14 protein-coding genes and 1 pseudogene are annotated in these 20,874 nt (G+C 71.7%); 5 read left to right on the plus strand and 10 right to left on the minus strand.

Annotated elements, in window-relative coordinates:
• The first annotated feature begins 109 nt into the window (after positions 1-109).
• Positions 110-1,075 (plus strand): NlpC/P60 family protein, encoded by a 966-nt coding sequence (locus tag ACFHWS_RS06630; RefSeq protein WP_416551218.1) that lies wholly within the window; start codon positions 110-112, stop codon positions 1,073-1,075.
• 35 nt (positions 1,076-1,110) lie between these two features.
• On the opposite strand, the pseudogene ACFHWS_RS06635 reads toward ACFHWS_RS06630, so the two are convergent.
• Positions 1,111-3,313 (minus strand): annotated as a pseudogene (locus ACFHWS_RS06635) (DEAD/DEAH box helicase).
• A 55-nt stretch (positions 3,314-3,368) separates the two neighbouring features.
• The gene (locus ACFHWS_RS06640) at positions 3,369-4,478 is read right to left on the minus strand and encodes a glycerophosphodiester phosphodiesterase (protein WP_416551216.1); all 1,110 of its coding nucleotides are present in this window, start codon (positions 4,476-4,478) and stop codon (positions 3,369-3,371) included.
• A 191-nt stretch (positions 4,479-4,669) separates the two neighbouring features.
• On the opposite strand from ACFHWS_RS06640, the gene ACFHWS_RS06645 reads away from it, so the two are divergent.
• Both ACFHWS_RS06645 and ACFHWS_RS06650 read left to right on the plus strand, forming a co-directional pair.
• A complete protein-coding gene (locus ACFHWS_RS06645; protein ID WP_416567828.1) occupies positions 4,670-6,004 on the plus strand; it encodes a TrkH family potassium uptake protein in 1,335 nt (444 codons plus the stop codon).
• Complete coding sequence (locus ACFHWS_RS06650; RefSeq protein ID WP_416551214.1) at positions 5,997-6,671, plus strand: potassium channel family protein; 675 nt, start codon at positions 5,997-5,999, stop codon at positions 6,669-6,671. The genes ACFHWS_RS06645 and ACFHWS_RS06650 overlap by 8 nt, the downstream gene beginning before the upstream one ends.
• Positions 6,672-6,694: 23 nt before the next feature.
• Here ACFHWS_RS06650 and ACFHWS_RS06655 read toward each other — a convergent pair whose 3' ends face one another.
• The 3 genes from ACFHWS_RS06655 to ACFHWS_RS06665 form a co-directional block, all read right to left on the minus strand.
• Positions 6,695-8,302, minus strand: coding sequence for a protein kinase domain-containing protein (locus tag ACFHWS_RS06655; RefSeq protein WP_416551213.1), 1,608 nt, complete (start codon positions 8,300-8,302; stop codon positions 6,695-6,697).
• A gap of 48 nt (positions 8,303-8,350) precedes the next feature.
• Positions 8,351-9,934 (minus strand): fused MFS/spermidine synthase, encoded by a 1,584-nt coding sequence (locus tag ACFHWS_RS06660; protein ID WP_416567829.1) that lies wholly within the window; start codon positions 9,932-9,934, stop codon positions 8,351-8,353.
• Between the two features lie 96 nt (positions 9,935-10,030).
• Positions 10,031-11,020, minus strand: a complete 990-nt coding sequence (locus tag ACFHWS_RS06665; protein WP_416551211.1) for a coiled-coil domain-containing protein — start codon at positions 11,018-11,020, stop codon at positions 10,031-10,033.
• 325 nt (positions 11,021-11,345) lie between these two features.
• On the opposite strand from ACFHWS_RS06665, the gene ACFHWS_RS06670 reads away from it, so the two are divergent.
• Positions 11,346-11,675 carry a DUF2218 domain-containing protein gene (locus ACFHWS_RS06670; RefSeq protein WP_416551210.1) on the plus strand — a complete coding sequence of 110 codons (330 nt, stop codon included), beginning with the start codon at positions 11,346-11,348 and terminating at the stop codon, positions 11,673-11,675.
• Here ACFHWS_RS06670 and ACFHWS_RS06675 read toward each other — a convergent pair whose 3' ends face one another.
• Genes ACFHWS_RS06675 through ACFHWS_RS06690 form a run of 4 tightly spaced genes read right to left on the minus strand, consistent with a single transcriptional unit; the run spans position 11,676 to position 15,780 of the window.
• Positions 11,676-12,476 carry an inositol monophosphatase family protein gene (locus tag ACFHWS_RS06675; RefSeq protein WP_416551209.1) on the minus strand — a complete coding sequence of 267 codons (801 nt, stop codon included), beginning with the start codon at positions 12,474-12,476 and terminating at the stop codon, positions 11,676-11,678.
• Positions 12,477-12,479: 3 nt separating this feature from the next.
• Complete coding sequence (locus ACFHWS_RS06680) at positions 12,480-12,929, minus strand: response regulator (RefSeq protein ID WP_416551208.1); 450 nt, start codon at positions 12,927-12,929, stop codon at positions 12,480-12,482.
• Entirely contained in the window at positions 12,929-14,530 is a 1,602-nt protein-coding gene (locus ACFHWS_RS06685; protein ID WP_416551398.1) for a sensor histidine kinase, read from the minus strand. The genes ACFHWS_RS06680 and ACFHWS_RS06685 overlap by 1 nt, the downstream gene beginning before the upstream one ends.
• A 23-nt stretch (positions 14,531-14,553) precedes the next feature.
• A complete protein-coding gene (locus tag ACFHWS_RS06690) occupies positions 14,554-15,780 on the minus strand; it encodes a PP2C family protein-serine/threonine phosphatase (protein ID WP_416551207.1) in 1,227 nt (408 codons plus the stop codon).
• A 208-nt stretch (positions 15,781-15,988) separates the two neighbouring features.
• Between ACFHWS_RS06690 and ACFHWS_RS06695 the strand changes: the two genes are divergently transcribed.
• The gene (locus tag ACFHWS_RS06695) at positions 15,989-18,403 is read left to right on the plus strand and encodes a M28 family peptidase (protein WP_416567830.1); all 2,415 of its coding nucleotides are present in this window, start codon (positions 15,989-15,991) and stop codon (positions 18,401-18,403) included.
• Positions 18,404-18,450: 47 nt separating this feature from the next.
• Here ACFHWS_RS06695 and ACFHWS_RS06700 read toward each other — a convergent pair whose 3' ends face one another.
• Complete coding sequence (locus ACFHWS_RS06700; protein ID WP_416551205.1) at positions 18,451-20,715, minus strand: glycoside hydrolase family 9 protein; 2,265 nt, start codon at positions 20,713-20,715, stop codon at positions 18,451-18,453.
• Positions 20,716-20,874: the final 159 nt, after the last annotated feature.

Raw genomic sequence — 20,874 nt, forward strand, 5'->3', positions numbered from 1 at the left:
GCTACTGGCCGGCAACGCCTCGGTCGGGTCGTCGGCTGGTCTTCGGCTGTGTCGTCAGGCGTGGCTTCCGCAACGTACCGTCGTTGTACCATCTGTGACCGTTAATAGCTTGGCAAGTAGGGCAGCCGCCCTCGTCACCGCTGTAACCGCCACGTTGCTGCCGGCTCCGGCCCAGGCGCAGGCCTCGATCGCCGAGTTGGACCGGCGGATTGACCAGGCGGCCCACCAGTTGGAGACGGTGGTCGAGCAGTACAACGAGATCCGGCTGGACCTGCGCCACAACCAGGAACGCGCTGCTGGACTCAGCGAGACGATCATCGAACTGGACCGGCAGCTCGCGGCCCGACACGATCAGGTCGGCCAACTCGCGGCCAGCAACTACCGGGTGAACGGTGCCCGACCCGTCGCTACCCTGCTGTCCACCGCGTCGGCGGAACACTTCGTCGACCAACTGCTCATCGCCGATGTGATCAACCGCGACAACGAGCGGACGATCGCCGGGCTGCGCGACACCCGGGACCGCAGCGAAGCGGCCCGCCGGGCGGCGAACACGCTGATCGAGCAGCAGTTGCTGCAGCAGGGGCAGCTGTCCGCCACGCAGCGGCAGATCGAGTCGGACATCCGGGCGCTGACCGAGCTGCGGGACCGCCAGCAGGCGCTGCTGAACCGGTCCGGCGCCGCCGCCGCCGACCGCAGCCCGGCCGACCCACTGCCCGAGGCGGCGACCGGCCGCGCGGCCAGCGTCGTCGCCTTCGCCCACGCCCAGCTCGGCAAACCGTACCGGTGGGGGTCGGCCGGGCCGCACTCGTACGACTGCTCCGGGCTGACCTCGGCGGCCTGGGCGAAGGCCGGGGTGCAGTTGCCGCACAACGCCCGCCGGCAGTTCGGCACCGTCACCCGGCTCGGCCGCGCCCAGCTCCGCCCCGGTGACCTGATCTTCTTTTACCGCAACGTGCAGCACGTCGGGATCTACATCGGGGCCGACCAGATGATCCACGCGCCGCGGCACGGTGAAGTGGTCCGCGTCGACCGGATCGACCGGATGCCGATCAAGGGCTACGGCCGGCCGGGCTGACCGGGGTTGGGCGACCCCGTCTCGCTCGGACCGGGTCAGTTCGTGGTGGCGAGGGCGAACGGCAGCACCGCCGGGGCACCGGAGCGCCGCAGCAGCCGGGCCACGGCGGTCAACGTCCAACCGGTGTCGACCAGGTCGTCGACCAGCAGCACCGGGCCGGTCAGCCCGGACAGCGCTGCGGCCAGCTCCGGCGGTGCGGCGAACGCGTCGTGCACGGTACGGACCCGTTGGGCGCTGTTGCCCCGGCCCTGAGCCGATGGCGGCTCGGCCCAGGCCGGCTCGACCGAGCCGAGCAGCGGCAGCCGACCGACCTCGGCGATCCGGCGGGCGGTGCTGGCCACCAGCTCCGGGCGGGTCCGGGAGGCGACCGCCACCACCCCGACCGGTCGGGCCGGCCAGGGCTGGGCGCCGCGCGCCCACTCGCGCAGCACGTCGATCACCGCACCGGCGACGTCAGCCGGCAGCGCGGTGTCCGGCCGGCCAGCGGCGAGCAGGTCCCGCAGCCGGCTACCCCAGCCCAGGTCGGACAGCCGCCCGACGGCCCGGCCGGGCAGTGCCTGCTCGTCGGAGCCGAGCTTGCCGCGCAGCGGTACGCCGACCGCCTCCAGCCCGGTCGGCCAGAGCTTCTTCGGGGGGATCTCCACTCCGGCGCGGCCGAGAAAGGTCTCGGCGGCGCGCAGCGCGTCCGGGCTCACCTCGGACGGCAGCCACCCGCCGGCGCAGCGGTCGCAGCGCCCGCACGGCTGGGCCTGCGGGTCGTCCAGGCAGTGGCGGAGAAACTCCATCCGGCAGCCGGGTCGGCCAGCCGGCGGGGCAGTGTCGGCCGGTACCGCGTACTCCTGCATGATCTGCTGTTCGGCGGTGCGCGCCTGGGCCACCCGGTGCAGCCGGGCGGTGTCGTAGTGCCACGGCTCGCCGGTGGCGACCCAGCCGCCGCGCACTCGGCGCACCGCGCCGTCCACGTCGAGCACCTTGAGCATCAGTTCGAGCCGGGTGCGCCGCAGATCGACGATCGGCTCCAGAGCCTGGGTGGAGAGCGGACGACCGGCGTTTTCGAGGGCGGCGAGCACCGAGCGCACCTGTTCCTCCCGGGGGAAGGCCAGTGACGCGAAGTACCGCCAGATCGCCTGGTCCTCGGGGCCGGGCAGCAGCACCACGTCGGCGTACCGGTCGCCGTCCAGGGCTCGGCCGGCCCGGCCCACCTGCTGGTAGTAGGCGATCGGCGACGGCGGCGCGCCGAGGTGCACCACGAAACCGAGGTCCGGCTTGTCGAAGCCCATGCCGAGCGCGGACGTCGCCACCAGGGCTTTGATCTTGTTGTCCAGCAGATCCTGTTCGGCGGCGCGGCGTTGCGCGTCGTCGGACTGACCGCTGTACGCGGCGACGGCGTAGCCCCGGGAGCGCAGGAACTCGGCGGTCTCGGCGGCGGCCGCGACAGTGAGCGTGTAGACGATGCCGGAGCCGGGCAGCGTGTCGAGGTGGTCGGCGAGCCAGCCGAGCCGGTGCGCGGTGCCGGGCAGGTCGAGCACGGCCAGCCGCAGCGACCGGCGGTCCAGCGGACCGCGCAGCACCAGCGTGTCGCCGAGCCTGCCGGCCCCGCCCTCGCTGGTGGCGCTGGTGTCGCCGAGCTGTTCGGCGACGTCGTCGGTAACCCGGGCGTTTGCGGTCGCGGTGGTGGCCAGCACCGGCGTCCCGGGGCGCAGCTCGCGCAGGAAGGTCCGGATCCGCCGGTAGTCGGGGCGGAAGTCGTGCCCCCAGTCCGACACGCAGTGCGCCTCGTCGATGACCAGCAGGCCGGTGGTGGCGGCCAGGCTGGGCAGCACGTTGTCCCGGAAGTCCGGGTTGTTCAGCCGCTCCGGGCTGATCAGCAGTACGTCGACCGTGCCGGCCCGGATCTCCGCGCTGACGGTGTCCCATTCGTCGAGGTTGGCGGAGTTGATCGTGCGGGCCTGGATGCCGGCCCGTTCCGCGGCGGCCACCTGGTTGCGCATCAGGGCCAGCAGCGGCGAGACGATCACCGTCGGCCCGGCCGGCGCGCAGCAGCGCGGTGGCGATGAAGTAGACCGCCGACTTGCCCCACCCGGTGCGCTGTACGCAGAGCACCCGCCGCCGGTCCACGACCAGCGCCTCGATGGCCCGCCACTGGTCGTCGCGCAACGTCGCGCCCGGCCCGGCCAGCCGGTGCAGCGTCTGCTCGGCGCGGTCGCGCAACTCGGCCCGGTCCGGCGTAACGGTCATGGTTGGACCGTACAAGGACTGGCGGAACCGACCGACCGGCGGCCCCGGGCCGGGCTCAGCGGGTGGCGGCACGGACCGCCACGGCGGTGTCCGGATGGTCGGCGAACAGTCCGTCCAACCCGAGTCCGTAGAACAGCTCGTACTCTGCGGTGATGTCGCCCCGGGCGGCCGGGTCGGCACCGATGCGATGGTCGGTCGGCAGGAACTGGTTCTCCGCCCGGAACGTCCAGGCGTGCACCGCCAGCCGGGCCCGGTGGGCGTCGCGGATCAGCGAGGTCGGGGCCAGCAGCGCGCCGTCGGCGTCGCGCGGCACGATCAGATCCTTGGTCGGCCCGATGGCGTCGGCGTACCGGCTGATCCAGGCGAGCCCGTCCGGGGTGGCCAGGTCGGCGTAGCCGCGCGGGTCACCGGCCACGACGAAGTCGTACGGCCGGCCGCTGCCGCCGAGCAACTGCACCAGCCGTACGTCGGTCATCCGGCTCAGCTTGCGCAGGTTGGCGGTCTCGAAGGACTGGATGAACACCGTGTCGGTTCGCCGGGTCAGCTTGTTGCGTCGCAGCGTGTCGACCAGCGGCTCCTCCAGCGGCAGCCCGATCGACTGGAAGTAGGTGGGGTGCTTGGTCTCCGGGTAGATGCCGATGGTCCGGCCCAGCCGCCGGCTCTCCGACCGGGCCAGGTCGATGACCTCCTGCAGGGTCGGCACCGCGAACTCACCGTCGAACGCCGTGTTGGTCGGCCGGACCTGCGGCAGTCGCTCCACGGCCCGCAGGGTACGCAGCTCGGCCAGGGTGAAGTCCTCGGTGAACCAGCCGGTGACGGATCGCCCGTCGATGGTCTTGGTGGCCCGCCGGTCGGCGAACTCGGCGCGATCGGCGACGTCGGTGGCGCCGGAGATCTCGTTCTCGTGCCGGGCGACCAGCACCCCGTCGGCGGTCGACACCAGGTCGGGCTCGATGTAGTCGGCGCCTTGACGGATCGCCAGCCGGTACGCCTCCAGGGTGTGCTCCGGCCGGTAGCCGCTGGCCCCTCGGTGCGCGATGACCAGTGGTTTCGACTCGGCCTGCGGCTTGCCGCGGGTTGCCGGGTCGGTGGTGGTGGCGGTGGGGATCGCCATGGTGGCCAACAGGGTGCCGGCGAGCAGCATGATCGGCAGGGTACGCGACAACGTCGTCTCCGCACAGGGGTTCCCCGGGCACGGTCGGGCGGCAGTGAGGACGCCCGAGGCGACGGGCGGGAGACCGGTGGGCGACGGGCGGGAGACCGGTGGGCGACGGGCGGGCGGTGACCGGTCGACCATCACATGAATGTCAATAAATATTTGGTGTTCTTCGGTTTTGCGATGGTATGACAGCATTGATGCGCCGGCCGCTGCGAGACCCCGCCCGGATCGTGCCGATCGCGTTCCTCGGGGCGATCGCCGTGGGCACCGTACTGATGATGGTGCCGGCCAGCCGCCAGGGACCCGACGCGGCGCCCTTCGTCACGGCCCTGTTCACCGCCACCTCTGCGGTCTGCGTGACCGGGCTGGCCGTCACCGACACCCCGGCCTACTGGACGCCGCTCGGCCTGGTGCTGATCACCGCGCTCACCCAGCTCGGCGGCTTCGGGATCATGTCGCTGGCCACCCTGCTCGGCCTGCTGGTGTCGCGCCGGCTGGGGCTGCGCAGCCGGCTCACCGCGCAGGCGGAGACCAACAGCCTCGCGTTGTCCGACATCCGGCGGGTGCTGCTGCGGATCGCGGCGACGATGCTCGGTGCCGAAACGGCGATCGCTCTGGTCCTGGCCGCCCGGCTGTGGCTGCACTACGACTACCCGCCGCCCCGGGCCCTGTGGTACGGGCTGTTCCACGCCGTCCAGGCGTTCAACAACGGCGGCTTCGTCCTCTACTCCGACGGGCTGGTCCAGTTCGTCGGCGACTGGTGGATTTGCCTGCCGCTGATCGTCGGCGTGGTGGTCGGCGGGCTCGGCTTCCCGGCCCTGTTCGAGCTGGCCCGCGAGCGCAGCCGGCCGCGGCGCTGGTCGGTGCACACCCGGCTGACCGTATGGGGCACGCTGGCGCTGATCGGCACCGGCTTCGCCAGCATGCTCACCTTCGAGTGGGCCAACCCGCGTACCCTGGGCCCGCTCGACCTGCCGGAGAAGCTGCTGGCCGCGCTGTTCCAGGACGTGATGACCCGGTCCGGCGGGTTCAACACGGTCCACCCGGGAGAGTTCAACCCGGAGACGACGGCGGTCTCCATCGGGATGATGTTCATCGGCGGTGGCAGCGCCAGCACCGCCGGCGGCATCAAGGTGACCACCTTCTTTTTGCTCGCCTTCGTCATCTGGTCCGAACTGCGCGGCGAGCACGACGTGGTGATCGGCCGGCGCCGAATCGCCGCGGCCAGCCAACGCCAGGCGCTGACCGTCGCGCTGATCGGGGTGGCGCTGGTCGGAGCCGGCACCTTGGCGCTGATCAGCGTGACCGACGACATCGGCGGGGAACAGGCGTTGTACGAGGCGACGTCGGCGTTCGGCACGACCGGGCTGTCCACCGGGATCACCGGTGACCTGTCCGATCCCGCCCAGGTGCTGCTCGTCGTGCTGATGTTCGTCGGCCGGATCGGCAGCGTCACGTTGGGTTCGGCGATCGCGTTGAACACCCAGCGGAGACGGTTCCACTATCCAGAGGAGCGACCCATCGTTGGCTGACCGCACCGGCACCAGGTCCACCAGGACCGTAGTCATCATCGGGCTCGGCCGGTTCGGCGGCCAGGTCGCCGACTCGATGCTGCGCATGGGTCTCGACGTGCTCGGCGTCGACTCCAGCCCGGCGGTGGTCCAGCAGTGGGCGGACCGCCTGGCGTACGTGGTGCAGGCCGACTCGACCGATACCGAGGCACTGCGTCAGCTGGGTCTGCGGGACTTCCAGCGGGTGGTGGTCGGCATCGGCTCGGATGTCGAGGCCAGCGTGTTGACCGTGCTCAGCCTCGCCGAGATCGGCGTCACCGAGGTGTGGGCCAAGGCGGTCTCCGGCAAGCACGGCAAGATCCTGCGTTCCGTCGGCGCCCGGCACGTCATCTACCCGGAGGCCGCGATGGGCGACCGGGTGGCGCACCTGATCACCAGCAAGATGCTTGACTTCATCGAGTTCGACGACGGCTTCTCGATCGCCGAGACCCGGCTGCCGAGCGGTACGGCGGGCCGGCGGCTCGGCGAGACCGACCTGCGGTCGCGGTACGGGGTTACGGTGATCGGAGTGAAGCTGCCGGGGGAACGGTTCACCTACGCCGACCGGGAGACCGAACTGCGCGAAGGTGCTCTGCTGATCGTCTCCGGCACCACCGAACAGGTGCAGCGGTTCGCCGCCGCCACCTGAACCCGTACCCCGTCACCCGATCCCTACCGCCCACCGGTGGCCGACCGCGCCGGGGACGGGTCGGTGGCGGGCTGACCGGTCGCCGTTTCCAGCAGCTCGGTCGTCGTGCCCGCCGCCTGTCCGGCGACCGCCGCGACAGACACGTCGCAGATCAGCTCGTCGAGGTGGAATTCCAGCGGCAGCGTGTTGACCCCGTCGTAGTCACCGGCCAGCTGGAGCTGCGTGGTCGCCCCCGGGGCCAGGGTGGCGGCGTGGGCCGCGGGCCGCAGCCGTACGTCGTCGCCCTGCTGCTCCCACTGTCCGCCCCGCACCGCGGTGAGCCGCTGGGTGCCGGGGAAGGTGAAGCGCAGCGACCAGTCGGTCAGCTCGGCGGACCCGGTGTTGGTGACGGTGGCCGCAGCGACGAACTCCCGCCCGGAGTCGCCGCGCACCGTGTATTCGACCCGGCAGGGCGCCGAGGACTGGGCGGCGAGCCCGAAGTCCGGCGGCGCGGCCACCGCCTCGCGGAATCGGTCGGTGGCGGGCGTGGCACCGGCTCCGGCCCAGACCAGGGCGGTGAGCATCATCAGGCCGACCCCGATCACCACGGCTTCCGCCCGGCGCTGCACCCACGAGGTCCGCAGCCGGCGCCGCCGGCCGATGCCGGTCGCGACCGGCAGATCCAGCCCGGTGACCTCCAGCCCGCAGGTGACGTCGACGCCGACGGGTGACGGGCCGCCGTCGGTGGCGCCGTCGGTGGCGGAGCCCGGCCGGTTCGGCAGCGGCGTCACCATCGACGGCGACAGCCCGGCGGCGACCCCGACGGCTGCCGCCAACGTCTTCGCCACCTCCTCGCTGGTCGGCCGGTCCGCCGGACATTTGGCCAGGCACCGCAGGGTGAGGTCGACCACCTCCGCCGGCAGTCCGGCGACCGGCGGCATCGGGTCGGGCACGGTGTGCAGGTGTGCCCGCAGCATCTGGGTCACGCTCGCGGCCTGCCAGGGCAGCCGGCCGGTGAGTGAGCGGTAGAGCAGCAGGCCGACGGCGTACACGTCGGTGGCCGGGGAGACCTGGCCGCTGTTGAGGCGCTCCGGCGCCAGGTATGCCGGGGTGCCGAGCAGGTTGCCGTCCGGGCCGACGTCGCTCTCGCCGGCCAACGCGGAGATGCCGAAGTCGACGACCTTTGCTCCGGTGCTGGTCAGCATGACGTTGGCCGGGGTGACGTCGCGGTGGACGACGCCGGTGGCGTGCGCGGCGGCCAGCGCCGAGGCGACCTCGGCGCAGGCCACCACCGCGTCCCGCCAGGACAGGATGTGTTCCCGGCGCAGCCGGGTCGCCAGCGACTCGCCGTCGACCAGTTCCATCACCACGTACGGCAGGGTGGCTTCGTCCCGGACGGCTTCGCCGTAGTCGTAGACGTTGGTGATGTGCGGGTGGCACAGTCGGGCGGCGGCCTGCGCCTCCACCCGGATCCGGTGGCGGAACACCTGGTCCGGGGCGTACTGCGGGGCGAGGACCTTGATCGCGACCTGCCGGTCGAGGATCTCGTCGTAGCCGCGCCAGACCACCGAGGTCCCGCCGGTGCCGAGCCGTTCGATCAGCCGGTACCGGTCACCGAGCAGTTGCCCGCAGTCGTTCGCCACCCCACCCATGACTCCCGAGTTGCCCGATCTGGCCCGACCTACACCTGCGGAAACGCGTCAGGGGGCGACGAGCAGCTGGTCGACCGGGGCATAGTCGTCGGTGAGCGGCTGCGCGCCGGCCACGAAATCGGTCAGCTCGTCCCCGGCGAGCAGATCGAACTCGGCGCCGACCGAAGCGGTCAACCGGGCCCGTACCTCGTCCAACGGCAGCGGCCGGTCGGCGGCGAGGATGACGAAGTTGCTCCCGCTGAGCCGGGTCGGCGCCCCCGGCCGGGTGATCAGCGCCACCTCGGGGAACTCGGCCGCGACGGTGGCCACCTCGGCCTGGATGAACCGCAGCGGCGGGTAGTCGATCACGTTCTGCAGGTAGCTGCCGCCCGGTCGGATCACCCGGCGAATCTCGGCGGCCATCTCCCGGGTGGCCAGGTGCCAGGGCACGACCAGGTGCCCGAACGCGTCCCCGACGACCACGTCGACGCTGTCCGTGGGCAGGTCGGTGACCAGGATCCGGGCGTCGCCGACCACCACGGCCAGGTCGGGACCCGGCTGTACGTCGAGCTCCCGCACGCCCAGGTCGACCAGTCCACCGTCGATCTCGTAGACGGTGTTGCGGGTGCCCGGCCGGGTGGCGGCGAGGTACCGGGGCATGGTGAAGCCGCCGCCGCCGAGGTGCAGCGCGTCGAGCGGTTCCCCGGGTGGGGCGGTCACGTCGAGAGCGGCGCCGATCCACTTGGTGTAGGCGAACTCCAGGTGGGTGGGGTCGTCGAGGTCCACGTACGAGTGGCGGGCCGAGTTGAGCAGCAGCAGCCGGCCGGAGTCGCGGTCCGGGTCGGCCTGGACGGTGGCGCAGTGGTACTCGGTTTCCACGTCGCACGGGTCGGGTGCGGCAACGGCGAGGCCGACGGCGAGCAGCCCGATCACGGCGACGGCGGACCGCGTGGCGGTGCCGGCCCGGCCGCCGGGCGCTGCGCCGCCGTCCGCGCCGCCGCCGGTGGCGGTGGTGGCGGTGGCGGTGGCGGTGGCGGTGGGTGGCCGGGTGCGGTGCAGATACACCCCGAGGGCGATACCGCTGCCGCCGAGCAGCAGCGCCAGCGCCATCATGATCACGCTGCTGGGTAGCGTGGCGACCAGGAAGAAGCCGGTGCCGAGGGTGGCGGTGATCGCGCCGAGCGTACCGATGCTGGACAGCTTGCCGACCACCTCGCCGGTGCGGTTCAGGTCGCCGAGCTGCAGTTTGATCACCAGTGGGGTGACCGCCGACAGCAGCGCGGCCGGCAGCACGATGGCCACCATGGTGAGCAGCAGGATGCCCACCACGGCGCTGCCGCGCAGCAGTTCACCGGCGTACCGCACCAGCGGGAGGGTAATCGCGGTGGTGATCCCGGCGAGGACCAGCGCGGCCGGCAGCAGCGGGCGGGGGTCGCGCCGGTCGGCGATCCGGCCACCGATCCAGGTGCCGTAGGCGATCGCGGCCAGCGCGACGCCGATCACCGCGCTGTTGGTCTGCAGAGTCACCCCGATGTACGGCCCGACCAGCCGCAGCGCGACGATCTCCAGCACCAGTACAGCGCCGCTGGAGACGAAGACCAGCGCGGCGGCCAGGCCGGGCCGCAGCGGCGTGGCCGGTGGTGGCGAGTCCATCGCTGTGATGGTACGCACCCCGCCCGCCGCCCGACGGGCGGTCGAGCGGGATGCAGGGCGGGTGCTTCAGAGCATCGACAGATGTGCGTGGTTGGTTCAGAGCATCGACAGATGCACGTGGTTGGTGTGGTCGCCGGCCGGGCTGCCGCCGCCGTTGTACGACCGCCAACCGGTGCCGGGCATCCAGATCTGCCGGTACCAGATGACGTAGAGCACACCGAGCCGGTCGGCGTTGTTGATGTAGTAGCTGGCGAGATTGTTGCCGTACGTGCGGTTGCCACCGGTGGCGGCGCGGTTCTGGAAGCCGCCGGTTTCGGCGGAGAAGTCGCAGGCCCGGCCCTTGGGGTGCTCGCCGCTGCCACCGTTGCGGAAGCAGGAGACGTACCGGGTGAAACCGGCGGACTTCGCCTGGTTCAAGGCGTGCAGGGTGCGCGGGGTGATGCAGCCGGAGGTGGTCGGGTCGTCGACGTTGCAGGACTCGGAGGGCCAGGAGCCGTCGGAGTTGCGGGGCGCGGGTTTGGCGGCGGCCGAGGTGGTGCTGACGAATCCGCCGCTGGACTGGCCGCCGACGGCCGCCAGGGCGCGCTCGGCGTCCTGCTTCTTGCGGGCCATGATGGCGACCTGCTTTTCCTGCTCCCGTACCTCGTTGTCGATCGCGGCCTTGGCCCGGGCGGCCTGCTCGTGAGCTTCGGTGAGGGCCCGCAGGTTGCGGCCCTCCCGCTGGGCCATCACCTCCAGCCCGGCGGCGCGGTCCAGCATGTCGGCCGGGGAGGCGCTGTTCAGCAACATGGTGACCGAGGTCAGTCGCCCCACCCGGTAGGACTCGGCCGCCATCAGCCCGACCTCGTCGGTGAGCGAGACGAGCCGCTCCTGTACGGCGTCGTACTGGGCGGTCAGCTCCTTCTGGCGTTTCTTGGAGTTGTCCAGCTTGGCCTTCGCCTCGATGTGCCCCTTGGAAGCGGCTTCCAGGACCTCGCGCAGGCTCTTGTTGTCGCCTTCGTCCGGCGCGTCGGGCGCGGCCGAGGCGACCGGCGCGCCGATCACCAGCGCGATCGCGGTGACCAGCGCAACGAGTGACGTCGCCACACCAGAGCGCCGTCGGAATTCCGTCGTGCCGACCACAGTCGCGTCCTCCTGGATCACTTTGTCGGGTCGCGGTCCGTAAACCGGGCACAGCTTACCGGATTTCACCGTCACCACTGGGACACCGGCGCGTCGAGTGCATTACCACATCATGCAGATGGAGCGCAGTCGAGTCTCAACTATTACCGCCAGCAATGAACTCATCACGCAAAATCAGCACGATCACGGATCGTGACAGTTGGCGTGTCGCACAGTCATCCCGGCGGTGCCGCAGGGTGCAATGAATTAAGCTAGCCTAACCTTATCCACAGTTTCTGTGAGGATTCTGGTGCCACGTTCCGAGGCTCACGTCCGGACCCCACGGTCGCGGCGCCACCTGACCCGGCTGTGCGAACACTTCGCGACGGCCGTACCGGTCAAATGGACCGCCGACCAGGGGCTGATCGACTTCGGCTTCGGCACCTGCCGAATCGACGCCGCCGACGAAAGTCTCCGGCTGCACGCCGACAGCGACGACGATATCGGGCTCGCCCGAGTGGAGTACCTCGTCGGCGAGCATCTGGAACGCGCCGGCGCCCGGGAGAGCCTCGCCGTCGACTGGCAGCCGGCTGACCCGGACCAGCCGACCGCCCCGGAGCATCCAACCAGGGGCAGCTGATCACCCGGCCGGCAGCAGCGCCGCCCGTACCTCCTGCCAGGCCGCGTCGGTCCGGGCCACCAGCAGCCCCGACCGGTCGTCGGTGAAGTCGTACGGGCTGCCATCCAGCCGCATCGCCACCCCACCGGTCTCCCGCACCAGCAACGTGCCCGGCACGTGATCCCACGGCAGGGTCCGCCAGAACACCGCGAAGTCCTGCTCCCCGGCGGCGATGTCCCAGTGCTCCCGACCGGCGCAGCGCTGCCCCGGTAGCACCGCACCCACCCGGTCACCGCCGGCCTCCACAGCGGCCCGCACGGGCACCGGCAGATACTCCAGCGGCACCGCCCCACGCAGCCGGCCCACCGGCGGCATGGTCGACGGCGGTGCCAGCCGCACCCCGTCCACCCAGCAACCGGACCCACGCTCGGCGGACACCAGCGACCCGGCCACCGGATCGAGAATCCAGCTCGCCACCGGCTCACCCCCGGCGAGCAGAGCCACCATCATCACGAACGGCCGACGACCGGCCGCGTAGTTCGCCGTACCGTCGATCGGGTCGACCAGCCAGACCCGGCCGGCGTCACCCAGCCGACGCAGCAGCCGCGGATCGACGGCGACCGCCTCCTCACCGACCACCACCGAACCCGGCGCCAGCCGACGCAGCCCGGCCGCGATGACCTCCTCGGCCTGCTGGTCGGCCACGGTGACCAGATCACCTGGGGCCTTCTCGGCGATGTGCTCGGCGGACAGCCGGTTGAACCAGGGCAGCACCGCCCGCGCCGCCGCCTCCCGCAGCAGCTCACCCACCTCGTCGATCATGTGTCAGCCGCGCGGGGGCAGCTTCACCACGCTGACGAAGAACTCGTCGATCTGCCGAATCACCGCGATGAACCGCTCGAAGTCCACCGGCTTTGTCACGTACGCGTTCGCGTGCAGCTGGTAGGAACGCAGGATGTCCTCGTCGGCCTGCGAGGTGGTGAGCACCACCACCGGGATCCGGCACAGCTCCTCGTCCTTCTTTATCTCCTCGAGGACCTCACGGCCGTCCCGTCGGGGCAGATTCAGGTCGAGCAGGATCAGGTCGGGCAGCACCGCGTCGGCGTGCTTGCCCTCCCTACGCAGATAGGCCAGGGCCTCGGCACCATCCGAGACGACGGTCAGCCGGTTACGGACCTTGTGCTCCTCGAACGCCTCCTGGGTCATCAGCACGTCACCCGGATCGTCCTCGACCAGCAGCACCTCTATCGGGCTCTTGCCGTCCGGTTCGGTCATCACACGCTCGCCTCCTTCTCGTTGCCGCCGTCGGCCGACGCGGCGGACACCGGGTCCGGGCGGGCGGTCACCGGAAGCGTAAAACGAATCGCCGCACCCTGGTCGACCTGGGTGTCCACCCAGATTCGGCCGCCGTGGTACTCGACGATCTTCTTGCCGATCGCCAGCCCGATCCCGGTGCCCGGGTAGGCGTCCTTGGAGTGCAGCCGCTGGAAGATCACGAAAATCTTGTCGGCGAACTCGGGCTCGATCCCGATGCCGTTGTCCCGGCAGGTGATCTCCCACTCGCCGGCCAGCTCACGGGCGGAGATCTCCACCCGGGGCGGTACCTGCGGCTGACGGAACTTGAACGCGTTGCTCACCAGGTTGACCAGCAGGTTCGTCAGCAGCGGCTCTTCGCCGGAGATCACCGGCAGCTGCGACCAGGTCAGCTCGCCGTCGGCGTACTCCCGGCTCGCCTCCGTCTGACCGGCCACCTCGGTCATCACCTTGTTCAGGTCGACGTCGGTGAAACCGGAGGTCACCCGGCCGATCCGGGAGAACGCCAGCAGATCGTTGATCAGCCGCTGCATGCGTTGCGCGCCGTCGACCGCGAACGCGATGTACTGGTCAGCGCGGGCGTCCAACTGACCGGCGTACCGGCGCTGCAGCAACTGGCAGAAGCTGGCCACCTTGCGCAACGGCTCCTGCAGGTCGTGCGACGCCACGTAGGCGAACTGCTCCAGGTCACGGTTGGACCGGACCAGCTCCTCGGCCTGCTTCTGCAGCTGGCCGTTCACCTGCTCGACCTGCTCCCGGGCCTGCCGCACCTCGGCCAGATCGGCGGCGATCTTGCGTCGCATGCCGTCCACGTCGCTGGCCAGCGCGGCCAGCTCCGGTGGACCGATGTTGGCGATGTCCCGGTGGTACTCGCCGTTGGCCACCTGCCGCACCTGCGCGGCGAGACCGGTGACCGGGCCGATCACCAGGCGGTTCAGCGACATCAGCAGGACCACCCCGGCCAGGACCACCACCGCCGCCGCCACGGCCAGCAAGCCGGCCAGGGTCCGACTGGTGCTCCGGGCGTTCGCCGCGACCCGGTCCCGGACCGTCAGGATGTCCGCCTGCAGTTGGTCGACGTCGGCCCGTAGCTCGTCGAACCGTTCCCGGGCGGCGTCGCCGAGCAGCGCCTGCCCGGCGTCGGTCCCGTCGGACTCGACCGCAGCGATCGCCGGCTCGGCGACCAGGTCACGCCACTGCCGTGCCTGGTCGGCGATGGCCTCGATCTGGCCGCGCAGCGGATCGTCCTCGGCGATCAGACTCAGCATGTGGTCGATCAGCTGCCGTTCCTGCGCCGCCCCCTGCCGGTACGGTGCGAGATCGGCCGGATCACCGGACACCGCGTAGCCACGTACCCCGGTCTCCTGGTCGACCAGCACGGTCAACAGGCTCTCCGCGTCGGTCCGCAGCGGGCCGATCTTGGTGAGCATGGTGTCGATGTGATCCTGGTTGGCCCGGGCGACCAGCGCCGCGCCGCCGGCCAGGGCCGCCAGCAGTCCGCCCACCACGACACAGAGCAGCGTCACCCGGGTGCGTAGCGTCAGCCGGCTGGCCGGGGACATCCCGGCCTGAGCCGCAGCAGCGGTCACCGGCCACCGCCCCGGCTGACCAGCAGCATCGCCACGTCGTCGGCGAGCGGGCCGCCGTTGATCTCCTCGGCTCGGCCGACCAGCCAGCCGGGCAGCGCCGGCAGCGGGACGTCCCGGGCCGCCGGCTCGGCCATCAACCGCTGCAGCCCGGCCACGTCCAGCCGTTCGTCGGAGTCACCGAGCCGCCCCTCGATCAGACCGTCGGTGTACATCAACAGGGACCACTCATCGGCGTCGAACTCCACATCGAAGGCGCGGGGCGGGCGGGGGTGGACGCCGAGCAGCAGACCGCCCGGGGCGGGTACCGGCGCGACCTGACCGTGGCGGAACAGCAGCGGCGGCGGATGTCCCGCCAACCGTACAGTTGCTCGGTTCGCAACCAGGTCCAGCCGGACGGCGGCCACCGTCGCGAAGATCTCCCGCAGCCGGCGCTCGCTCATCAGCACCTGCTCCAGCGCCGGCAGCACCGCGTCGTCGGCCACCCCGGCGAGCACCAGCGCCCGCCAGGCGACCCGCAGCTCGACGCCGAGCGCGGCCTCGTCGGCGCCGTGCCCGCAGACATCGCCGACGATCAGGTCGATCCGCTCCGGGGTGGTCTGCACCACGTCGAAGAAGTCCCCGCCGATCAGCGCGGCGTGCCGACCCGGCCGGTAGAAGGTGTGCACCGACACCTCGTCGGTGTCCATCAGCGGCTGCGGCAGCAGACCGCGCTCCAGCCGGGCCGACTCGGCCTGCCGCAGCTCGACCTCACGCAGCCGGCGGGCGTTTTCGTCGGCCCGCTTACGCTCCACGGCGTACCGCAGTGCCCGGCTCAGAAGTACCCCGTCGACCTGACCCTTGACCAGGTAGTCCTGGGCGCCTTCGCCGACCGCGCCGATGCCGAGGTGCTCATCCTGACGGCCGGTGAGCACGCAGACCGCCGCCCGGCCGGCCACGCCGAGCACCCGGCGCAGACCGTCCAGCCCCTGCGCGTCCGGCAGCCCCAGATCGAGCAGGACGCAGTCGACCCCGGCAATCCGCTCCCGGGCCTGGTTCAGGCTGTTCGCCACCACCAGGTCAACCGCCGCCTGCGCCTCCGCCAGCAACTCGCCGACCAGGAACGCGTCGCCCTCGTCGTCCTCGACCAGCAGCACCCGCAGCCGCTCCGTCGATGCGACAGCCACCGGCGGGCCCGGCTCGGGCCGAGGATCGGAACGGGGCGGAACGAGTGACGAACCGGTCATGTCGGCCTGCTGCCGGTCCGCCGCCGCGCCAGGTGAGTGTCGATGGTGAGCTCCTTCTCGATGACCCGCTGATCGTCTCCCAGCCGAACAAGGCACACAACAGCAAGCACTTGCACAAACTAGGCCACCCGGCCGATGCCCGGTGACCCGCCCGGCCCAGATTGGGCAGGATGTAGCCACCCTTACCCACCCAGCGCAGGAGAGCACCATGGGCGTACCTCTCGCCGCCGCCCACCGGGCGTTCGCCCGGCCCCGACGCCGGCCGGCCGCCGCGCTCGCCGCGCTGGCCGCCCTCGGCCTGGTGGCCGCCGCCGCGCTGGTCGACCTGCGCCCACCCGCGCCGCGCGGCGTCGACGCGCCGGCCACCGAGTTCAGCGCCGACCGGGCCCACCGGCACATCGAACGGATCGCCCAGCGGCCCCACCCGACCGGCAGCGCCGCCAACGACGAGGTCCGCGACTACCTGGTCGACACGCTGACCGGGCTGGGGCTGGCCCCGCAGACGCAGGACGCGATCGGCGCCGAGGCCGGGCAGCTCAGCGGCGCGGCCAGCGGCGCAACCCTGGCCCGGGTACGCAACGTGGTCGCCCAGATCCCGGGGACCGACCCGACCGGACGGATCGTGCTGGTCACCCACTACGACTCGGTCCAGGTCAGTCCGGGTGCAAACGACGACGGCGCCGGCGTCGGCACCCTGCTGGAAGTGGCCCGCGCCATCACCGAAGGTGACCGGCCGCGCAACGACGTCGTGCTGCTGTTCACCGACGCCGAGGAGGCATGCCTGTGCGGGGCGGCGGCGTTCGTCGCCGGGCATCCGCTGGCCGACGCCGACGACACCGTGGTGCTCAACCTGGAGGCGCGGGGCAGCGGCGGGCCGGTGGTCACCTTCGAGACGTCCCGCGACAACGCCGCCCTGGTCGACGTGTTCGGCCGCGCCGCCCCGCACCCGATCGGCACGTCGTTCGCCGTCGAGGTCTACCGGCTGCTGCCCAACGACACCGACTTCACCCCGTTCCTGGACGCCGGCTTCGCCGGGCTGAACTCGGCGTACATCGACGGATCGGCCATCTACCACACCCCGCAGGACACCCCCGCGTCGATGGACCTGGCCAGCCTGCAGCACCACGGCGACAACACCCTCGGGCTGGCCCGCGGATTCGGCGTGGCGGACATCCCGGCGCTGTCCGCCGACTCCGACGCCACCTACTTTCCCACCCCGCTCGGGCTGGCCCGCTACCCCGGCGCGCTCACCTGGCCGTTGGCGGTGCTGGCCGCCGTCGCGGTCGGCGTACTGGCCTGGGCGACCCGGCGACGCGGCCGGGCCGACTGGCCGAGGCTCGCCGCCGGGTTCGGGTTGGCGGCGATCCCGCTGGTCGCCGCGCCGGTCGCCGCGCAGCTGCTGTGGACCGTCGTGGTCCGGCTTCGGCCGGAGTACGCCGACCTGCTCGACCCGTACCGGCCGGTGCCGTACCGGCTGGCGGTGCTGGCGCTGACCGCGGCGGTGATTCTCACCTGGTACGCGCTGCTGCGCCGGCGGGTCGGTCCGGCGGCGCTGGCCGTCGGCGGGCTGGCCTGGCTTGCCCTGCTCGGTCTGCTGCTCGCCGCCCTCGCCCCCGGCGGGTCCTACCTGGCGACGCTGCCGGCCCTGGCCGGCACGGCCGGCTGCCTGGTCGCCCTGTCGCTGCGGATCACCGGCCCGTGGCCGGTGGTGGCGCTGGCCGCCGGGGCGACGGTCGGCGTGCTGTTGCTGGCACCGACGGTGGTACTGCTCTTCCCGGCGCTGGGCATGGGCCTGGCCGCGGCCGCCGCGTTCGTCGCGACGCTGCTGGCGCTGGCCGGGCTGCCGGTGCTGGACCTGCTGCTGCCACAGGCCGGCGGGCAGCGCGGCGTCGCCGCCGTCCGGGCCCGTCGGGCCGGTCCGGTGCCGGCGGTCGCCGCCGGGCTCGCCGCGCTGGTGCTGGCCGTGGTCGGCCTCGCCGTGGACCGGTTCGACACCGACCATCCGGTGCCGACCCAGCTGATGTACGCGTTGGACACCGACACCGGCGAGGCCCGCTGGTTGAGCTGGGAAACCCGACCGCAGCCGTGGACCGCCGGGTACGTCGACCGGACCGCGTCGGTGGCGGACGAGTTTCCGCTGATCGGCGACCATCCACTGGGTACCGGGCCGGCCGAGGCGGCGGACCTGCCGGCGCCGGCGCTGGACCTGCTCGACGACAGCGGGGTGGCCGCCGACGGGCGGCGGACCCTGCGGTTGCGCCTGCTGCAGCAGCGGCCGGTCCGGCTGGTGGGGCTGCACGTGGCGGCCGGCGGGCCCGAGGTGGTGTCGGCGACGGTCGCCGGCCGGGAGGTGCCGGTCGAGTCGACCGGCACCTCGTCCGGTGACGGCTGGAGCTTCGGGACGGTGTTCCACGCCCCGCCGCCGCAGGGGCTGGAGGTCGTGCTGGTGCTGCGGGCCGGCGACGGCGCGAACGCCGCCACCGGCCCGGTCCGGGTGCGGGTGGCCGACGGCAGCGACGGCCTGGCGGACCTGCCCGGCTTCACCCCCCGGCCGACCGGGGTCGGGGTGGCCGGTTCACACACCAGCGAACTGGTGACCGTCGCCCGGACCTACATGTTCTGACCGCCACCGCCCCGGCGCCAACCCGTACGGCGCCGGGGCGGTGGCGGTCAGCCGCGGCCCTGGTCGGCGATGAAGGCCGCGATCCAGGACAGCGGGGCGTTCCAGTTGATGGTCAGCTCGTTGGTGGCCCAGGACTCGATGTCGTCGACGTAGCAGAACTGCGGCGCGCAGCCGGTCAGCAGCCGCTGCGCCACCGGGTCCTGGATCGACGAGTTCGGACCACCGGCGAGCGTGCCGCGCGGCGGGTTCGGCAGCTCGGGGTTGAGCTGGCGGGCGTACCAGCGGGAGTGCTGGTTCTGCGACGAGACCGTGCCGTAGCCGGTGACGTAGGAGATGTTCAGCGCGTTGCGGCCGAAGATGTAGTCCATCGTCTGCAGCACCCCGTCGCGGTACTTCTCCTTACCGGTCAGGTCGTACGCGGTGGCGATCACGATCGCGTTGTTGACGATGACGCTGTTCGAACCCCAGTCGTAGAGGTTGCCGACCGGGGCGTACGGGATACCGTACGGGTGGGCATCGAGCGTGGCCAGGTAGCGGTCGGCCGCCTCGATCACCGACGCCCGCACCTGCCACCAGCCCGGCAGGCTGTTCGGGGTCGTGGCCAGCGCCATCCGGCCCAGCGGAGCGGTCCACTGCCAGCCGAAGGCGCCCTCCTGGAAGATGTCACCGGTGTGGTGCGGCGAGGCGAGCACGAAGTCGCGGAACTCGCGCTCCCCGGTGGTCAGGTACAGCTCGGCCGCCGCCCAGTAGAACTCGTCGGTGACGTCGGTGTCGTCGTAGGGGCCGCCGCCGATGGCGTCGGCCGGGTCGGCGTACATCTGCGGGTTGGCCTTGGCCGCCGCCCACGCGGTGCGGGCCGCGTCCAGGTTGCGGCCGGCGAAGGCCTCGTCGTACGGCTTGAACACCCGCGCCGCCTGGGCGGCGGTGGCCGCCAGGTTGAGCGTGGCGGCGGTCGACGGCGGGTGCAGCTCGCGCAGCTGGGAGTCGAGGTGCGGCAGCAGCGGCAGGCCGGTCCACGCCGCGTCGTGGATCTTGTGGTGGGCCATGCCGGCCAGCGGCTGCCCGGCCGGGACCTGCATCTTGAGCAGGAATTCCTGCTGCCAGCGCACCTCGTCGAGGATGTCCGGCAGCTTGTTGCCGCTCTCCGGCAGGTCGAGCACGCCGTCGCGCTGCAGCCACGGCTTGCCCCGGTGCACCCGCAGGGCCCGCTCGTACTCGTTCATCAGCTGGTAGACGGAGATGCCACCGTTGACCACGTACTTGCCGTGGTCGCCGGCGTCGTACCAGCCGCCGGAGACGTCCAGGGTGTAGTCACAGACGCCGGGCTGGCACGGCACCGCCAGGTCACCCTGGTTGGGTGCGACGCCGACGTGCCCGGCCGGGCGGCCGTACCCGGGGCGCAGCTCGTCGGAGATCTCGATGCCGCTGCGCTGGGTGTAGTAGAACTTCAGCGCATCGGCGCGCAGCTGCGTGTAGAAGCTGGTGCCGATCTCGAACGGGAAGCTGGTTTCGCCGTCGGCGACCAGGGTGTAACCAGTGCCGGGCCGGACGAAGCGGCTGAACGTGATCGAGTGGACATTCTGCCCGGAGGACTCGTCCAGCCCGTGCGGCTTGGTCTTGCCGTTGACGACGACCTTGCCGCCTGAGTCGTACAGTTTCCACGGCAGCGGGTCGGTGGCGTCGGTGACGAGGGTGGCGTTCTTCGGCCCCTTCGGCAGGTAGCCGACCTGGTTGACCCGCACCCGGGGTCCGGTGTCCGGCACGTACTCCTCCGGTTCGGCGCCGCCGCGCAGCGACACGTCGTCGAGGCACAGCCGCCACGGGTCGGCGCTGCCGCCGACCTGGAAGGCGACCTGGGCGTCGGGCAGGTCGGTCGGTGCGGTGAACGTGTACGTGTAATTGTTGCCGGAGACGCTGACCTCGGGGTTGGCCGCCATGAACTGGGTCCACGGGTCGACCGGCAGTTGGATCAGCGCCCGGATCACCTTGTTTGGGGTGGCCGTGGCGAAGAACTTGTATTCGTACGTCTCACCGGCGACCAGCGGGACGTTGTCCTGGCCGATGATGACGTCCCACGGGTTGACGGTGCCACCTGGGATGTCGGCGCAGAGCTGCTGGCTGCTGGAGTCGAGGGTGATGTTGGGGGTGCCCCACCAGGGGGCGTGGCCGTCGTCGAAGGTGCCGTTGACAATCTGTTCGGGTGCCTCGTCCTGCGCGTGTGCAGGAACAGCGGCGGTGAGTGCGGTGGCGGTCAGCGCCGTCACTGCGGTGACGGCGAGCGGAACGGTCCGCCGTCGGGAGAGTATCGACACGCCGGGTCCTTCCGATGGTCGTGCGGCGCGGGCGAGGCTCTCTGCCCGGCGCGCCGCGTCAGCGGTCGTGCATCGAAAGCAGCGGGTGGGAGCGCTCCCACCCGCAGTACTCGAATGTTCTCAACGTGTTTCGAGCATGTCAATAGATCTATGCAGGTG

Origin of the sequence: Micromonospora sp. LOL_013 (assembly GCF_048060315.1) — a bacterium.
GTDB lineage: Bacteria > Actinomycetota > Actinomycetes > Mycobacteriales > Micromonosporaceae > Micromonospora_E.